15 protein-coding genes are annotated in these 14,370 nt (G+C 71.4%); 10 read left to right on the top strand and 5 right to left on the bottom strand.

Going from position 1 to position 14,370, the window contains the following annotated elements; all coding sequences use genetic code 11:
• Positions 1-36: 36 nt before the first annotated feature.
• A complete protein-coding gene (locus ACN269_RS11670) occupies positions 37-2,832 on the bottom strand; it encodes a TIM-barrel domain-containing protein (protein ID WP_421472469.1) in 2,796 nt (931 codons plus the stop codon).
• 225 nt (positions 2,833-3,057) lie between these two features.
• On the opposite strand from ACN269_RS11670, the gene ACN269_RS11665 reads away from it, so the two are divergent.
• A complete protein-coding gene (locus ACN269_RS11665) occupies positions 3,058-3,231 on the top strand; it encodes a hypothetical protein (RefSeq protein WP_421472468.1) in 174 nt (57 codons plus the stop codon).
• Between the two features lie 79 nt (positions 3,232-3,310).
• Here ACN269_RS11665 and ACN269_RS11660 read toward each other — a convergent pair whose 3' ends face one another.
• Positions 3,311-4,222, bottom strand: a complete 912-nt coding sequence (locus ACN269_RS11660; RefSeq protein ID WP_421472467.1) for an expansin EXLX1 family cellulose-binding protein — start codon at positions 4,220-4,222, stop codon at positions 3,311-3,313.
• A gap of 236 nt (positions 4,223-4,458) precedes the next feature.
• On the opposite strand from ACN269_RS11660, the gene ACN269_RS11655 reads away from it, so the two are divergent.
• Entirely contained in the window at positions 4,459-4,842 is a 384-nt protein-coding gene (locus ACN269_RS11655) for a hypothetical protein (RefSeq protein ID WP_421472466.1), read from the top strand.
• Between the two features lies 1 nt (position 4,843).
• Positions 4,844-5,509, top strand: a complete 666-nt coding sequence (locus ACN269_RS11650; RefSeq protein WP_421472465.1) for a haloacid dehalogenase-like hydrolase — start codon at positions 4,844-4,846, stop codon at positions 5,507-5,509.
• Positions 5,510-5,526: 17 nt separating this feature from the next.
• Here ACN269_RS11650 and ACN269_RS11645 read toward each other — a convergent pair whose 3' ends face one another.
• Entirely contained in the window at positions 5,527-6,129 is a 603-nt protein-coding gene (locus ACN269_RS11645; RefSeq protein WP_421472464.1) for a TetR/AcrR family transcriptional regulator, read from the bottom strand.
• Positions 6,130-6,251: 122 nt separating this feature from the next.
• On the opposite strand from ACN269_RS11645, the gene ACN269_RS11640 reads away from it, so the two are divergent.
• The 5 genes from ACN269_RS11640 to ACN269_RS11620 all read left to right on the top strand — a co-directional run bounded on the left by ACN269_RS11640 (position 6,252) and on the right by ACN269_RS11620 (position 10,977).
• Entirely contained in the window at positions 6,252-7,085 is an 834-nt protein-coding gene (locus ACN269_RS11640; protein ID WP_421472463.1) for an SDR family NAD(P)-dependent oxidoreductase, read from the top strand.
• Positions 7,086-7,215: 130 nt separating this feature from the next.
• Positions 7,216-8,442, top strand: a complete 1,227-nt coding sequence (locus ACN269_RS11635) for an epoxide hydrolase family protein (RefSeq protein WP_421472462.1) — start codon at positions 7,216-7,218, stop codon at positions 8,440-8,442.
• Positions 8,443-9,396, top strand: a complete 954-nt coding sequence (locus tag ACN269_RS11630; RefSeq protein ID WP_421472461.1) for a redoxin domain-containing protein — start codon at positions 8,443-8,445, stop codon at positions 9,394-9,396.
• 36 nt (positions 9,397-9,432) lie between these two features.
• Positions 9,433-10,020, top strand: coding sequence for a GNAT family N-acetyltransferase (locus tag ACN269_RS11625; RefSeq protein WP_421472460.1), 588 nt, complete (start codon positions 9,433-9,435; stop codon positions 10,018-10,020).
• Between the two features lie 90 nt (positions 10,021-10,110).
• Positions 10,111-10,977, top strand: coding sequence for a GyrI-like domain-containing protein (locus ACN269_RS11620; protein ID WP_421472459.1), 867 nt, complete (start codon positions 10,111-10,113; stop codon positions 10,975-10,977).
• A gap of 3 nt (positions 10,978-10,980) precedes the next feature.
• Here ACN269_RS11620 and ACN269_RS11615 read toward each other — a convergent pair whose 3' ends face one another.
• Entirely contained in the window at positions 10,981-11,478 is a 498-nt protein-coding gene (locus tag ACN269_RS11615) for an NUDIX hydrolase (RefSeq protein ID WP_421472458.1), read from the bottom strand.
• Positions 11,479-11,523: 45 nt separating this feature from the next.
• Positions 11,524-12,798, bottom strand: coding sequence for a M48 family metallopeptidase (locus ACN269_RS11610; protein WP_421472457.1), 1,275 nt, complete (start codon positions 12,796-12,798; stop codon positions 11,524-11,526).
• Positions 12,799-12,978: 180 nt separating this feature from the next.
• Here ACN269_RS11610 and ACN269_RS11605 point away from each other — a divergent pair, with 180 nt between their 5' ends.
• On the top strand, positions 12,979-13,182 hold the full coding sequence (locus ACN269_RS11605) for a hypothetical protein (RefSeq protein ID WP_355051468.1): 204 nt from the start codon (positions 12,979-12,981) through the stop codon (positions 13,180-13,182).
• Between the two features lie 82 nt (positions 13,183-13,264).
• Positions 13,265-14,236, top strand: a complete 972-nt coding sequence (locus tag ACN269_RS11600; RefSeq protein ID WP_421472456.1) for a histone — start codon at positions 13,265-13,267, stop codon at positions 14,234-14,236.
• Positions 14,237-14,370 lie beyond the last annotated feature (134 nt).

The following is a 14,370-nucleotide window of genomic DNA, read 5'->3' as shown; positions in this document are numbered from 1 at the left end:
TGGGGAAACCCACCCGGCCGGAATCAGGTCAGACCGTCAGTGCTTCTTGAACACCGGCATGGTGTCCAGGGTGGTGGTGATGTCCTGCGTGGTGCCGCCCCGGTACGTCCTGCCGGTGAAGATGTCCGTCCAGTCGTTGCCCGGCGGGAACCACACCGACGTGGTGGCGGTGTCACCCGGCGTCGTCACCGGCGCCACCAGGTAGTCCGGGCCGTACAGGTACTGGGAGCCGGCGGTGGCGTACGCGGCCTGCTCGTTCGGGTACGCCAGGTACATCGAGCGGACGATGGGCGTACCCGTGCGGGTTGCCTCCTTGGCGGCGGCGTAGGTGTACGGCTGTAGTTCCTTACGGAGGTTGAGGAACTTCTTGGCCGACGCGTTCGCGGCCGGGCCGTACTGCCAGGGCAGCCGGTCGCTGTGGTTGGAGTGCAGCCGGTCGATGGGCTGGAACGTGCCGAACTGCACCCACCGGGCGTACAGGTCGTCGGGCAGCTTGGTGCTGCCCGGTTCGCTGCCCGGCTCCCGCAGGCCGCCGGTGTGCCCGCCGATGTCGTGGCTGACGGCGGCGAGCCCGGTCGCGGCCGACTCGCCCGGCGTGTAGCCGACCTCCATCGTCAGGGTCGACCAGTCGCTGGTGGTGTCGCCGGTGAAGTGCAGCGTGGTGCGCTTGTCGGCCCACGGGCCGGTCGGCACGGGGGTGGGGCTGCTGTAGCCGCCGGCCTGCAACGACCCGTACGCGCGGGAGAAGGCGAAGCCGGTCTTGTCGGCGTACTGCTGGTTGATCCACGCGTCGCCGGTCACGCCGGCGAGCGAGGACTTCGTGTTGTCGCAGCACCAGTCCAGCCACCACAGGTCCGGGCCCTTGCTGCCCTTTGAGATCATCCCGTCGTGGAGCTGCATATAGGCCTTGAGCTGGTCCGGGTCGCCGAAGTCGAACGTGTAGCAGTCGGGGCCGCCGTTGCAGCCGACGCGTTGCAGCTTGCCCTTCGCGGTGGCCTGCGCCTGCGCGAACTTCGGGTCCGACCCGAGGATGCTCGGGTGGATGTTGATGCCGGTGTGCAGGCCCTGCTTCTTCGCCCAGTCGAAGAACGCCTTCGGGTCGGGGATGCGGGTGGGGTCGATGCTCCAGCCGTTCCACTTGTCCGGCGCCTTGATGTCGGTGTCGAGGACAAGGACGTCCATGGGTACGCCCTCAGCCCGAGCCCGATCCACCAGGGCCTGGAACTCGGCGGCGGTGCGGTCGTAGTACTCGGAGTACCACACCCCGTACGCCCACTGGGGCAGCAGCTTCGTGGGGCCGGTCAGGGTCGACAGGTCCTTGAGGGCACGGGTGAAGTCCTGCCCGTACGCGAAGACGTACCCGTCCTGCTCGGGGGCGGGCCGGGGCTTGGTGCTGCGCAGGGCCGAGGCCGAGTCGTCGAGCAGGTACCAGCCGTCCTGGTAGAGCAGGCCCGGGGCGGTGAGCGCGGCGCCGGTGACGCCGTCCAGGCCCCGGCGGTAGCCGCCGAGCGGCGCGTGCGGGGCGAGCAGCGGGGAGTCCTTGCCCGTGACGGCGACGGTGTCGACGTTCACGTTGCAGATGGCCTCGGTGGGGCAGCCCAGCGTCACGGTGGTGGTGCCACGGTCGAGGTGGACCGGGACGGAGACGGTGTTCCAGTAGTCCCATCCGCTGGTCGGCGGCAGGGTCGCCGTGACCGGTGCCGCCGAGCCCGCCGTCACCGACATGGTGCGCGTCTGGCTCGGCTGCGCGCCGGCCTGGCCGTTGGCGTAGCGGACCTGGAGCTGGTAGTCACCCTCGGCGGGTACGTCCGTGACGGTGAGCGCCACGGCGGCGGCGGTGCTCTCCAGGCCGGCCAGGAAACCCGTACCCGAAGCGCCGTTGTGGTCGTTCGCGGGTCGCGCGCCGCCGGTGAGCGTGCCGGTTTCGGCCTCTCCCAGGGTGCCGAAGCGTAGGGGCTGCGGCTGGGGTGCGGCCGGAGCGGGGAACGGGTCACCCGGGTTGACCACCGCGAGGCTGTCGACGTTCACGTTGCCCGAGTCGCTGGGACCCCGAACGACGCTGATCTCGTGCCGGCCGGCGGTGAGGTCGACCGGCACGCTGGCCAGGCCCCAGGTGTCCCAGTTCGCGGTGGGCGGCAGCGTCAGCGGGTGGCCGGCGTCGCCGTCGACCCGCACGGTCAGGGTGCGGTCCACGTTCTGGCCGTCGCCGCCCGTGCTGTTGGCGTAGCGGACGGCGAGCTGCTTCGTGCCGCCGTCGGGTGCGTCGAGCGCGAAGGTGACCGAGTCGCCGGACGCGGAGAAGCCTGCCGCGAAGCCGCGCCCGGTGTACCCCCGGTGGTCGGTGGCCACGCCGGGACCGTTCAGTTGCAGCGACTCGGCCTCACAGAGCGCGCCGAACGCGCACGTCGGCGCGGTGTGGCCGGCCCAGGGCTGGCCCTGCACGGTCTGCTTGCCGGTCGCGAGCCGCACGGTGAGGTTGTCGGCGGTGAACGCCCCTGAGCCGACCCGGTAGCGCAGCGTCATCGCGCCGGTGTCGATGGTGAGCCAGCCGTCCTCGACGCGCTTCGTGAAACGCGTACGGGGGAAGTCGTCACGCCCGATGGCGTTGAACGTGGCGGCGTCGGTGAAGCGGCCGTCCTTCTGGTACTCGGTGCGGATCAGGGTCGGGGACAGCACTTCGAAGCGTGCGTCGCCCGAGCGTACGGCGCCGTCCTGCGCGCCGTGGGGTTTGGCCTGGGCGGGCGCGGAGGGGGCGAGCGCCAGGCCCGTGACGAGAAGGCCAGCCGCGGCGGCTGCTGTCGCCCGGCGGCGGGGTGAGTTCCGATAGAGCAAGATGCGCTCCTCGTCTCATATGGAGGAAATGAGTCGATGACAACGCTGTCACTAGCCTGAAACCTCTGTCAACGGGCTCGGAGAAATTCTTTTCCCTCCTTCGCGGACCTGTAAGAAAGCGCCAGCCTGGACCTGTGCGTCCGCGCCGGCGCAGACTTCGGCCGACGACGGCACCGCACCTCCGACCCGGTTTACCGCCACCGGTGCGCGGGGATGGTCTGACGCATGTCTTTTTGGAGTCGGTTGAAGCAGAGGCGAGGCGAGCAGATCGAGCAGCGGCGTCAGGAGGCCATGGCCAAGGCGATGGCCCGTGGCGCCGCCCCGGAAGAAGTGGTGGCCGCCGGCGAACGTGCCGCTCGCGGCAACACCGCCGCCGTGCTGGGTGCCATCAGCACCTGACACGCCACCAGCCGCTGTGATCCACTCCAGGTCGGCGAGGTGGGGGTGTCGCGCCGCAAGCGCCGCAGCGTGGCGCGGGTCAGCAGCGGGCGGCGGCCAGCGGGGCTGCGCCGGCCAGGGCCTCGACTGTCGTCGTGGGGGCGGCCGACTCCGCCGGCGTCGGCGAGAGCGAGGGCGTAAGCGACGGCGTGGGAGTCGGCGAGGGTGGAGGCGGGGCCGCGACGAGGGACGCCGTACTTCGCTGGACCTTCCTCGGCGTCATGCGGATGCCGGTGGCGGTCGCCTGGTGGCCGTACACGTCGGTGACCCTGATCGTGTACGGGCCGGGACCGATCCCGTCCTCGATGGTCCAGTAGTTGTCGACCTGGCGGGCCGCCTTGCGGAAGCCGCCGCTCGGGCCCTTCGCCTCGACCGAGCGCAACGGGTTGCCGTGGTTGCCGACCTGCACCGCGAACCACCACTGCGACGCCCCGCCCTTGATCCGGAAGGTGAGACTGCCGTCGAGTGACGGGTCGACCACCGTCCGGTAGGTGACGGAGGCGATGCCCTGTGAGCGGTCGGCGATCCGGCCGAACGCCTCCTTGGAGAGGTCGATCTTGCTGCTTCCGCAGCCGCCGCACTGGTCCATGACCAGCACGCGGACCGTGCCCTTCGGGCCGGTGACGTCGAGGTAGCTGCCGCAGGCGGCGGCCTTGGCGTACTGCGACGAGCCGAGGGCCGCGTAGAGTCGGTCGGCCGGCGGGCCGGGGAAGGAGCAGGTGCCGCCCGAGCGGCCCGCGTCGTAGAAGCTGGCGGTTCCCCTGTGGACGGTGCCGCCGCTGGGCGGTGCGGCGCAGGCCGGGGTGGCGCCACCGCGTACGGCGAGGGTGACGGCCAGGACGGCGGCCAGCGCGGCGATTCCGGCGCCGACCAGCCAGCGCGGGACCCGCCGACTCGATCGGGGCGTACTGGCCGGGCTCTCACGTGCGGGTTCCGTGCCTGGTGCCGTCACGGGGCCTGATGTTGCCGCATGATCCGCAGGCAGCGCAAAGTCCCCAAGCGGACCGTCACGTGCCGCGCCAATGAGGTCGCAATCCGTTCGCTCCGTGGGGACGGCACGAGCCCCGGGTCGGGTGCGAGGTGGAATCGACCTGATTCACTCAGGTTCATGGAAGGCGGGCGGTTCCGTGGCCAGGGATGGGCCGGTTTCACGGAAGCCGAGCGGATCATCCTCTGCGGGGAGTACGGATGGTCGATCTGGTGATCGTCGGCGCTGTCGTCGGTGTCCTGGTCGTGGTTCGCAGGCCGGTCGACGCCCGGCGGGTCCTGCGATGGTCGGCCCTCGCGATCACCGTGCTGGTGGCCGCCGCGCTGACGCCCTTCACCGTGGATGATTCCGGCCCTGCCGCCAGCTACCTGCTCGGCGTGCCGGTCGTCGCCGCGACAATGCCGGTTCTCGCGCAGCGGTTCGGTCGGCTGGGCGGGGTCGTCGACCTGGTGGCCGCGCTGGTCATCGCTGCGTGGGGTCTGCTGCTCGGGCTGGGTATCGGCGGCGCGTTCCTGCCGGCGACGGTGCTCCTGATCGCCGGCGCCGTCGTCAGCAGGCCACCTCGACCGTCCAACGCCACCTGAGGTGGCGCCAAGTCAGGGCGGGGGCGGCACCGTCATCTTCGATTTCGACGGCGTCCTGCTGCGCGGGGACGCATTCGGGCTCTTCCTGCGACGCGTCGCCTTTGCGGGTGCCCGACTGCCGCTGGCCGTCGTCCTGCTCGTCCTCCTCGCGCCCATGATCGCTGTTCCCGCCTGGCGCGTCCGGGCGGCGCGCTGGATGAGCCGGATCGGCCTGTGGGGCCGGGACGCGGGTCAGGTGCGGGCCGAACTCGCGCATTTCGGCGCGGACCTCGGTGCCGAGCCAGGGCGGATCATCGTGCCCGCTCTTCGGATGATCCGTACCCACCTCGCGGCGGGAGACCGCGTCGTGGTGGCGACCGCGTGCGAGCACACCCTCGCGCGCGCGGTGCTCGACGTGATCGGGCTTGCCGAGGTCGAGCTCGTGGCCTCGCACATCGATGGTCCCAAGTTGATCGTGCACAACCACGGGCCGACCAAGCTGGTGCAACTGGCGGCCCACGAGGTGACGCCGCCCTGGCGGGTGGCGTACAGCGACTCGCTGTCGGATCTGCCCGTCCTCGCCGCCGCGGAGCAGGCGGTGCTGGTCAACGCGAACGCGCGTCAGGTCGCCCGGGCCCGGCGGCTGCTCGGTGCCCGGCTGACCACCGTGACCTGGACGGGCAGCTAGGCGTTCTGTCCGACGTGCTACGCGCCGGATCGGCGGGGACGCAGACCGTCGAGAGCGGTGCTGACGACGCGGTCGGCGTACCCGGCGGTGAGCGGCCCGCTGCGCTGGAGCCAGCGGCTGAACAGCGGCCCCCAGATCAGGTCCACCGCCACGTCGAGGTCGACGTCCTCGGCGAGTTGTCCCGCCCGCTGGGCGCTGCGCAGTCGCTGCCGTTTGGCCTCCTTCAACGGCCCGTCCAGCCGCTCGGCGTAGACCGCCGCCAACTCGGGGTCGTGCGCGATCTCGGTGGCCAGAGCGCGCATTGGCTGCTCGTAGCGGGGATCATTCATCTCCACGACCGTGTCGCGGAGCACGGCTGTCAGGTCCGCCGCCAGGTCGCCCGTGTCCGGCAACGTCGGCGGCTCGCCCTCGGCGCCCTCGCTGAGCATGAGGAACGCGTCGAAGATGACCGCGCCCTTGGACGGCCACCAGCGGTAGATGGTCTGTTTGCCGACGCCGGCCCGCGTGGCGATGCCCTCGATGCTGACCTTCGCGTACCCCGTCTCCTGGAGCAGCTCGAACGCCGCGGTGAGGATGGCGCGGCGCGACGTCTCGTTGCGGCGGGCCCTGTTAGGCGTCATGGGCGATGATCCTACCAGCGGCGAGACGGACCGTCTCGTCTTGACGGCGGTGGTGACGCGGCCTAGTGTTCATGGCCTGACGAGACGGACCGTATCGTCTCGCAACAACGAGGGAGACCATCATGCGTACCTGGTTCATCACCGGCGCGAGCCGCGGTCTGGGTCGCGCCTTCGCCGACGCCGCGCTGGACCGTGGCGATCGGGTGGTCGCCGCCTCCCGGACCGTGTCGCCGGACGACTTCGACGAACGGCACGCCGACCGGCTGCTGACGTTGAACCTCGACGTCAGCGACCGTACGGCGGTCCTCGCCGCCGTGGACGCCGCCGTCGCGCAGGTCGGACGCCTCGACATCGTCGTCAACAACGCCGGCACCCTGTCCATGGGCATGGTCGAGGAGTTCACCGAGGCCGAGGCGCGCTCCCAGTTCGAGGTCAACCTCTTCGGCGCACTGTGGGTCAGTCAGGCCGTGCTGCCACACCTGCGCGCCCAGCGGTCCGGCCACATCGTGCAGGTGTCCAGCATCGCCGCGCTCGGCGGCTTCCCCAGCACCGGCCTGTACAGCGCGAGCAAGTTCGCCCTGGAAGGCATGAGCGAGGCGTTGGCACGGGAGGCGGCGGCCTTCGGCGTCCGGCTCAGCATCGTGCAGCCGGGCGGCTACTGGACCGACCTTTACGCCAGCATCAGCGCCACGACGCCGCTGGAGGTCTACGCGCCGCTCCGCGCCGAGTTGGAGCGGCAGTGGGCGGACGGCTCAGTCGACAGCGAACCCCGACTCGCCGCCGAGGCGTTGCTGCGGCTGGTCGACAGCGACGATCCGCCGCTGCGGCTTCTGCTCGGCAGCATGGTGTACGACCTGGCGTTCGACATCTCCCGTCAGCGGATGGACACCTGGGCGGCGTGGGAACAGGTCAGTCGAGCCGCCGAGCACGCCGTCGCCGCCCCCAGCGACCGCTGACTTCCCGTATCGCCACGCGGTCGATCCGTTGCGTTCTACGCTCCGGGAGATGGCGGTGGCGCGCTCCTCTCAGCCTGGCGCACCCGTCGTTTCCGCAGGTCGCGCGAACTCAGAGGGAGAGGAAGCACGCATGGCGGTCAAGACGAAGACACGGCCCGGCACCACGGAGATCCGGCCATTCACGGTGGAAATCCCCCAGGCGGACCTGGACGACCTGAAACGGCGGATCGCGGCCACCCGGTGGCCGGAGAAGGAGATCGTCGACGACCAGTCGCAGGGCGTGCCACTGGCGACCATCCAGGCCGTCGCGCGTTACTGGGAGAACGAGTACGACTGGCGCAAGGTCGAGTCACGGCTGAATGCCGTACCGCAGTTCATGACCACCATCGACGGGGTGGACATCCACTTCATTCACGTCCGCTCCAAGCACGAGGACGCGCTGCCGCTCATCGTCACCCACGGGTGGCCCGGCTCGGTGATCGAGCAAATGAAGATCATCGAGCCGTTGACCGACCCGACCGCGCACGGCGCGAGCGCGTCGGACGCCTTCCACCTGGTGATCCCGTCACTGCCCGGGCACGGCTTCTCGGGTAAGCCCACCGCGACGGGCTGGAACCCGCAGAAGATCGCCACCGCCTGGACCGAGCTGATGACGCGCCTCGGGTACGACCGGTTCGTCGCCCAGGGCGGCGACTGGGGAGCGGTCATCGTGGACCAGATGGGCGTGCAGGCCCCTGCGCAGCTGCTCGGCATCCACACCAACATGCCCGGCGCGGTCCCGCCCGAGATCGACCTGCTGTTCCAGGGCGACACCACCGGCGCGAACAACGCCATGGGCTCGCTGCCCTCGGGCCTGTCGGACGACGAGATGCGCGCGGCCACCGAACTGGACTACGTCTGGAAGCACGTCGCGTACGCCCTGATGATGGCGACACGCCCGCAGACGTTGACCGCCCTGGCGGACTCCCCGGTGGGCCTGGCGTCGTTCCTGCTCGACCACGACGCGAAGAGCCTCGCCCTGATCGCGAAGGTCTTCGAGGGCGCGCAGGCGGGCCTGACCCGCGACGACATCCTGGACAACATCTCGCTCTACTGGCTGACGAACACCGCGGTCTCCGCGTCCCGCCTCTACGCGGAGAACAAGCTCTCGTTCTTCGCCACCAAGGGCGTCAACGTCCCGGTCGCCGTGAGCGTCTTCCCCGACGAGCTGTACGAAGCCCCGCAGAGCTGGGCGGAGCAGGCGTACCCGAACCTCATCTACTACAACAAGCTCGACGTCGGTGGGCACTTCGCGGCCTGGGAGCAGCCGAAGCTGTTCTCCGAGGAACTGCGCACCGCCTTCCGGTCGCTGCGCTAGATGGCCGCGTTCGGTCGGGTGCACCTGCCGCCGCTCGGCGGCGCGGTCGAGTGGCTCAATTCCGAGCCGCTCGGCCCCGCCGAGCTGCGCGGACGCGTCGTACTCGTCAACTTCTGGACGCTGACCTGCATCAACTGGCTGCGCCAGGAGCCGTACGTGCGGGCCTGGTCGCGGGCCTACCGGGACGACGGTCTGGTCGTCATCGGGGTGCACACGCCCGAATTCGGATTCGAGCACCAACTCGACTGGGTACGCGCCGCCGTCGCGGCGCGCGACATCGACTACCCGGTCGCGGTCGACAGCGACTACGCGATCTGGGGCGCGTTCGCCAACCAGTACTGGCCGGCGCTCTACTTCGTCGACGCCGACGGCGTGATCAGCGACGAGCACTTCGGTGAGGGGCGCTACGAACAGTCCGAACGGGTCATCCAGCGGCTGCTCGGCATCGAGCGGGCCCTCGTACCCGTCGAGGGGGTCGGCGTCGAGGCGGCGGCCGACTGGGACCAGTTGCGCACGCCCGAGACGTACCTCGGCTTCGGTCGCGGCGGACACTTCGCTTCGCCGCAGGGCGCCGCCCTCGACGAACGCCGCGGCTACGACCTACCCGAGAGCCTGGGTCTCCACCAGTGGGCCCTCGCCGGAGAGTGGACGATCGGCCCCGAGAAGGCGGTACTCGCGCAGGCCGGCGGACGCGTCGCGTTCCGCTTCCACGCCCGCGACGCGCACCTCGTGCTGTCGCCCGACGGGCAGGGGCCGATCCCGTACCGGGTGTCGCTCGACGGCGAGCCGCCCGGCCCGTCGCACGGGGTGGACGTCGACGCCGACGGCAACGGCGTCCTGGCGGAGGGGCGGCTGTACCAGCTCATCCGGCAGGACGGCGCGATCCGAGAGCGGACCGTCCAGATCACGTTCGACGCTCCCGGTGCCGAGGCGTACGCCTTCACGTTCGGGTAGGTCACGGGCACCCCGCCGACGGTAGTGTCGACCGTCGTGACCACGCCCGAGATCACTATCGCCACCCCCGCCGACCGGGACGCCGTGGTCGGCACGCTGGTCGCCGCGTTCGTCAGGGACCCGATCCTGCGGCACCTCTTCCCCGACGACGAGACCTATCCGCGGCACGCCGCGACCTTCTTCGGGGACCTCTTCGACAAGCGGGTGCACCGGTCGTCGATCTGGACGATCGGTGGCGGCGCCTCGGTCGCCCTGTGGGACCCACCGGCCGAGCCGCACGCCGTCGGGCACCCGTCGTCGGCGGGCGGGGATGCCGCCGATCGTTACCCCGCCGACGTGCTGGCCCGGGTGCAGAGCTACGACGACGCGGTACACGCGGCCCTGCCGACGTACCCCTTCTGGTACCTCGGCGTCCTGGGCACCCACCCGGACAGCGCCGGACGCGGCTGGGGCCGCGCGGTCATGCGGGCCGGACTGGCCCGCGCCGCCGCCGACGGCCTGCCGGCGATCCTGGAGACCAGCAACCCGGGCAACGTCGAGCTGTACCGCCGCGCCGGCTGGGAGGTGATCGGCTCCCTGCCGGAACCGGTCCCCACCTGGTTCATGCGGCAGCCACCGCGCTGAGGCACCACCCGATCATCGCGGGCATCGGATGTCGGGTGGGCCCCCTGCCCTGCCACCTAGCGTTGCTGCTCGTAAGGGAAGGAGGCCCGGATGCTGGATCGGCTCAACGAGGCCATGGCGCACATCGAGCGGCACCTCGACCAGCAGATCGAGGTGGCCGAGCTGGCGCGGATCGCGCTCACGTCGGAGTACCACTTCCGGCGGCTGTTCTCCGCGCTGGCCGGCATGCCGCTGTCCGAGTACATCCGCCGCCGTCGGCTCACCGTCGCCGGAGCGGACGTGCTGGCGGGGGAGCGGACGCTGCTCGACGTCGCGGTGCGCTACGGCTACGGATCGGCCGAGGCGTTCGCCCGGGCGTTCCACGCCGTGCACGGCGTGGGGCCCGGAGAAGCCCGGCGTACGGGGGCGGCGCTGCGTGCCCAGCCCCGGATGTCCTTCCGACTCACCGTGGAAGGGAGTGGCAGCATGGAGTACCGAATCGTCACCAAGGACGCGTTCGCGCTGGTGGGGCGAAAGGCCCGGGTCCCGCTGGTGCACGAGGGGATGAACCCGGCGATCGTCGCGTTCATCAGGAGCATCGACAAGGAGACGACCGCCCGGATCGAGGCGCTCTCCGACCAGGAGCCGGCCGGGATCGTCAACGTCAGCGACAACCTGGCCGACAGCCGGGCCGAGGGCAGCGAGCTGGACTACTGGCACGGGGCGGTCACCTCGGCCACGCCACCGGAGGACCTGGACGCGCTGCCGGTGCAGGCCGGTACGTGGGCGGTGTTCAGCACCTCCGGCGCGTTTCCGCAGGCGGTGCAGTTCCTCTGGCGGGACGTGTTCACCCAGTGGTTCCCGTCCAACCCGTACCGCAGCCGACCCGGACCGGAGATCTCCCGGGTACGGGTCTCCGCGGACGGGACCACGGCGGACGCGGAGTTGTGGATCCCCGTCGAACGGGCCGCGGCCTGAGCCTCAGTCGGGCACGTCGTCCCAGGTGGTCCCCGGCGGCAGGTGACCGGCGGACGGGTTGTCGCGCAACGCGTAGGCGATGACCAGCAGCGCGTGCTTGTCCAAATCGGGCAGCCGGTCCAGCGGAAACCACCGCACGTCCAGCGACTCGTCGTCGTTGACCCGCGCGGTGCCGGACACCACGGTGCAGACGAAGCCCAGGTTGAGGTACTCGCAGCGGTCGCCGTTGGGGTAGGTGTGCGGGTGGGAGACGGCACTGGTGAGGCGCAGCGGCGTCACGTCCAGGCCGGTCTCCTCCCGCACCTCCCGGACCAGCGCGGTGGCCGGCTGCTCGCCCGGCTCGACGAACCCGCTGATCACCGACCAGCGTCCGTCGTCCGAGCGTTCGCCGAGCAGCAGCTCACCGGCGTCGTTGCGGATGACCGCGCTGACGCTGGGCAGCCACAGCAGGTCGTGGCCGACGTGCTTGCGCATCCGCACGATGTAGTCCGGTACCGCCATCGGGCGATCATAGGCCGCCGCCCGTGCGGCGAGGTCGCGTCGTGCTCAGCCCGACCATTCGACGGTACGACGAAAGCGCGCGTACTCCTTGGTCAACTCGGCGTCGATCCGCTCCAGCCGGGCGGGGGTGAGCACCACCGACGGGTCCTGCCACGGGCGTCCGGCGAGCAGTTGGCGACGCAGCCCGAGCGGCGGGTGGGCGGCGAAGAGCGAGGACTCGTCACGGACCGACAGTTGGCGCAGCAGCGGTAGCCGGTCACCGCTCGCCGCCCGGGCCTCGGTGAACGCCGACCGCCAACGGTCCGGGCCGTGCCCGGCCCGTGCGTGGACGCGTACCGCCAATGTCAGCGACTCGGTGGCCAGCAGGGCGTCGAGCAGGTCGCTGGCGGCCGTCGTGCCGGCGACACGGGCGGCGAGGTCGTCGGCGAGGTACTCGGCACGCTGGCTGTCCCGCAGCGCCACGCTCACCAACACGAGGTGCGCGCCGAACAGCACCCGGGACAGCACCCACTGGAACGCGCGACCCAGCGCGTCACCCACCATCTCGACCAGCCCGCCCCCGACGGTGGTCCGTACCGGCCGGAACAGGTCGGCCGCCGACGCGAGTGTGGTGAACGCGGGTTGGGTGAGCAGGCCCCGACGCGGGTCGCCGTTGACGAAGTGGCCGAGTTCGTGTCCGAGCAGCGCCACCCGTTCGCCGGCGGTGAGCGAGCCCCACAGTGGCAGCCCGAGCGCCAGCACCCGGCGGCGTCGCACCCCGACCGCGCCCGCGTACGCGTTGACGGCCCCGTCGACGCCGACCACGTCCGGCACAGGCGCGCCGATCGCGGCGGCCACCTCGTCGATCAGCCCGAACAGCTCCGGTGCCCGGTCGCGGGACAGCACCTCCAGATCCGGGTCGACCCGGCCGAAGCGTGGCCGCAGGGCGACCGCCAGGGCGACCATCGCCACACCCAGCACGATCGCCAGGTTGGGGAAGGGAAACGCCACGATCAGCCAACCGCCGACGACCGCGAGGGCGAGCACGGCCGTGACCAGCAGCAGGGACACCACGGCAGTCAGTGTCCGCGCCGTACCCGATCCGGTGTCGCCGAGTGGACGGCCGAGCAACTGGCGGAACTGCTGCCCGGTCGCCCGGAACGCCAGCCGGTGGGTCCACCGGTCGATCCAGGTCCAGCCGAACTCGCGCTCGCGCCGCCCGGGGTCGTACGCGTCCAGGTTCCACTCGCAGCCGGGGCACCACGGCACCGCGTCCCTCAGCGATGCGGTGGTCGTTCCGCATCGCGGGCACGCCCCCGTGCCCGTCACCGTGTTGATCACGGCCACGAATCCTGCCCCGGACCGTCGTACGGGGGAATCAACCGTTCGGCTACGCGTCCCCACCTGCACTTCTTTCGGCGTTTTCGCCCGCGGTGCGATAAGCGTCTCTACTGTGGAGAGGGTTAGGCGACTTGCGTGATCCGGTGGCGGGCGACCGGTTCGCGGTGCACAGTGTTTCCCATGAGCGACAGCGGACGCAGTGGGCAGTTCTACTGGTGCACCCGACACCACCGGGTCGAGACGGACGCCGACGTGTGTCCGGCGAAGCACGTCCTCGGCCCGTACAACTCGGCAGCCGACGCGGAGAACGCCCTGCAGCGAGTGCAGGAGCGGAACGAGGCGTGGGAGGCCGAGGACGCGCGTTGGGCCGGGGAGGACAGGTAGACGGCGCGGGACGGTCCGCGTCGCGGTAGTTCGTGCTCCGCGAGGACGCACGCGAGAGCACGTCCCCAAGGAGGGAACCACGATGGCCGTTACACAGCAGGCCACCACCCGCCCGGCTGCCCGCAAGACCACCGCGAAGAAGACCGCCGCGGCGGAGCGTGGCACGTCGGCGAGCCGGACCACCCCCGTGCGCAAGTCCACCGCGAGCGTGGCGAAGGCGCCGGCCCGCAAGGCCGCCGGTGGCGCGGGGCGTGCCCCGGCGACGAAGACGACCACGGCGGCGAAGAAGGCCCCCGCGAAGAAGGCCACGGCCACGAAGACGGCGAAGACCACGGCGGCGGCCAAGAAGGCGCCCGCGAAGAAGACCGCGACCACGGCCAGGACCACGGTGGCCAAGAAGGCCCCCGCGAAAACCGCGTCCGCCCGCGGGACGACCACCGCCGCGAAGCGGAGTCCGGCGTCCACGACGCGCAAGAGCGCCACCGCGGCCAAGACGACCGGCGCGGCGAAGAAGACGGCGGGCGCGGCGAAGAAGACGACCAGCGCGGCGAAGAAGACCACGAGCGCGGCGAAGAAGACCACCGCGTCGGCGGCCAGGAAAACCACGGCCGCGGCGAAGGCGCCCGCCCGCAAGGTCGCGACCAAGGCGTCGGCGGCCAGGAAAACCACGGCCGCGGCGAAGGCGCCCGCCCGCAAGGTCGCGACCAAGGCGTCGGCGGTGAAGAAGACGGCGGCCAAGAAGGCCCCCGCCAAGAAGGCCCCCGCCAAGAAGGCCCCCGCCAAGAAGACCACGGCGGCGAAGAAGACGGCGACGCGTCCGGCCGTCGGCGCCCGCAAGGCAGCGGCGAAGAAGGCACCGGCCTCGAAGGTGACCGGCACGTCGTCGACGACCGCCCGTAAGGCGGCGGCGAAGAAGGCCCCGGCGAAGAAGACCACCGCCGCCAAGGCGCCGGCCCGCAAGGTGACCGCCCGCAAGTCGCCGTCGCAGCCGGTCGCCGCCCGAGCAACCGCCCCCCGGGGTACGCGCACCACGGCGCGCCGGGCGACCGGCTGACCGTCGGCCGTCCCCGGCCGGCCGCCGGTCGCCCGGGGTCGCCGCGGGCTGGCGCGGATCGCTGCCCTGGGCTGGCGCTGGTCGCTGCCCTGGGTCGGCGCGGCGCGGCGCGCACTCGGCCGGTCACCGGAAGC

This window comes from Micromonospora sp. WMMD736 (assembly GCF_049179015.1).
Taxonomy (GTDB): Bacteria; Actinomycetota; Actinomycetes; order Mycobacteriales; family Micromonosporaceae; genus Micromonospora.
This window is presented reverse-complemented; position numbering and strand designations above follow the sequence as displayed.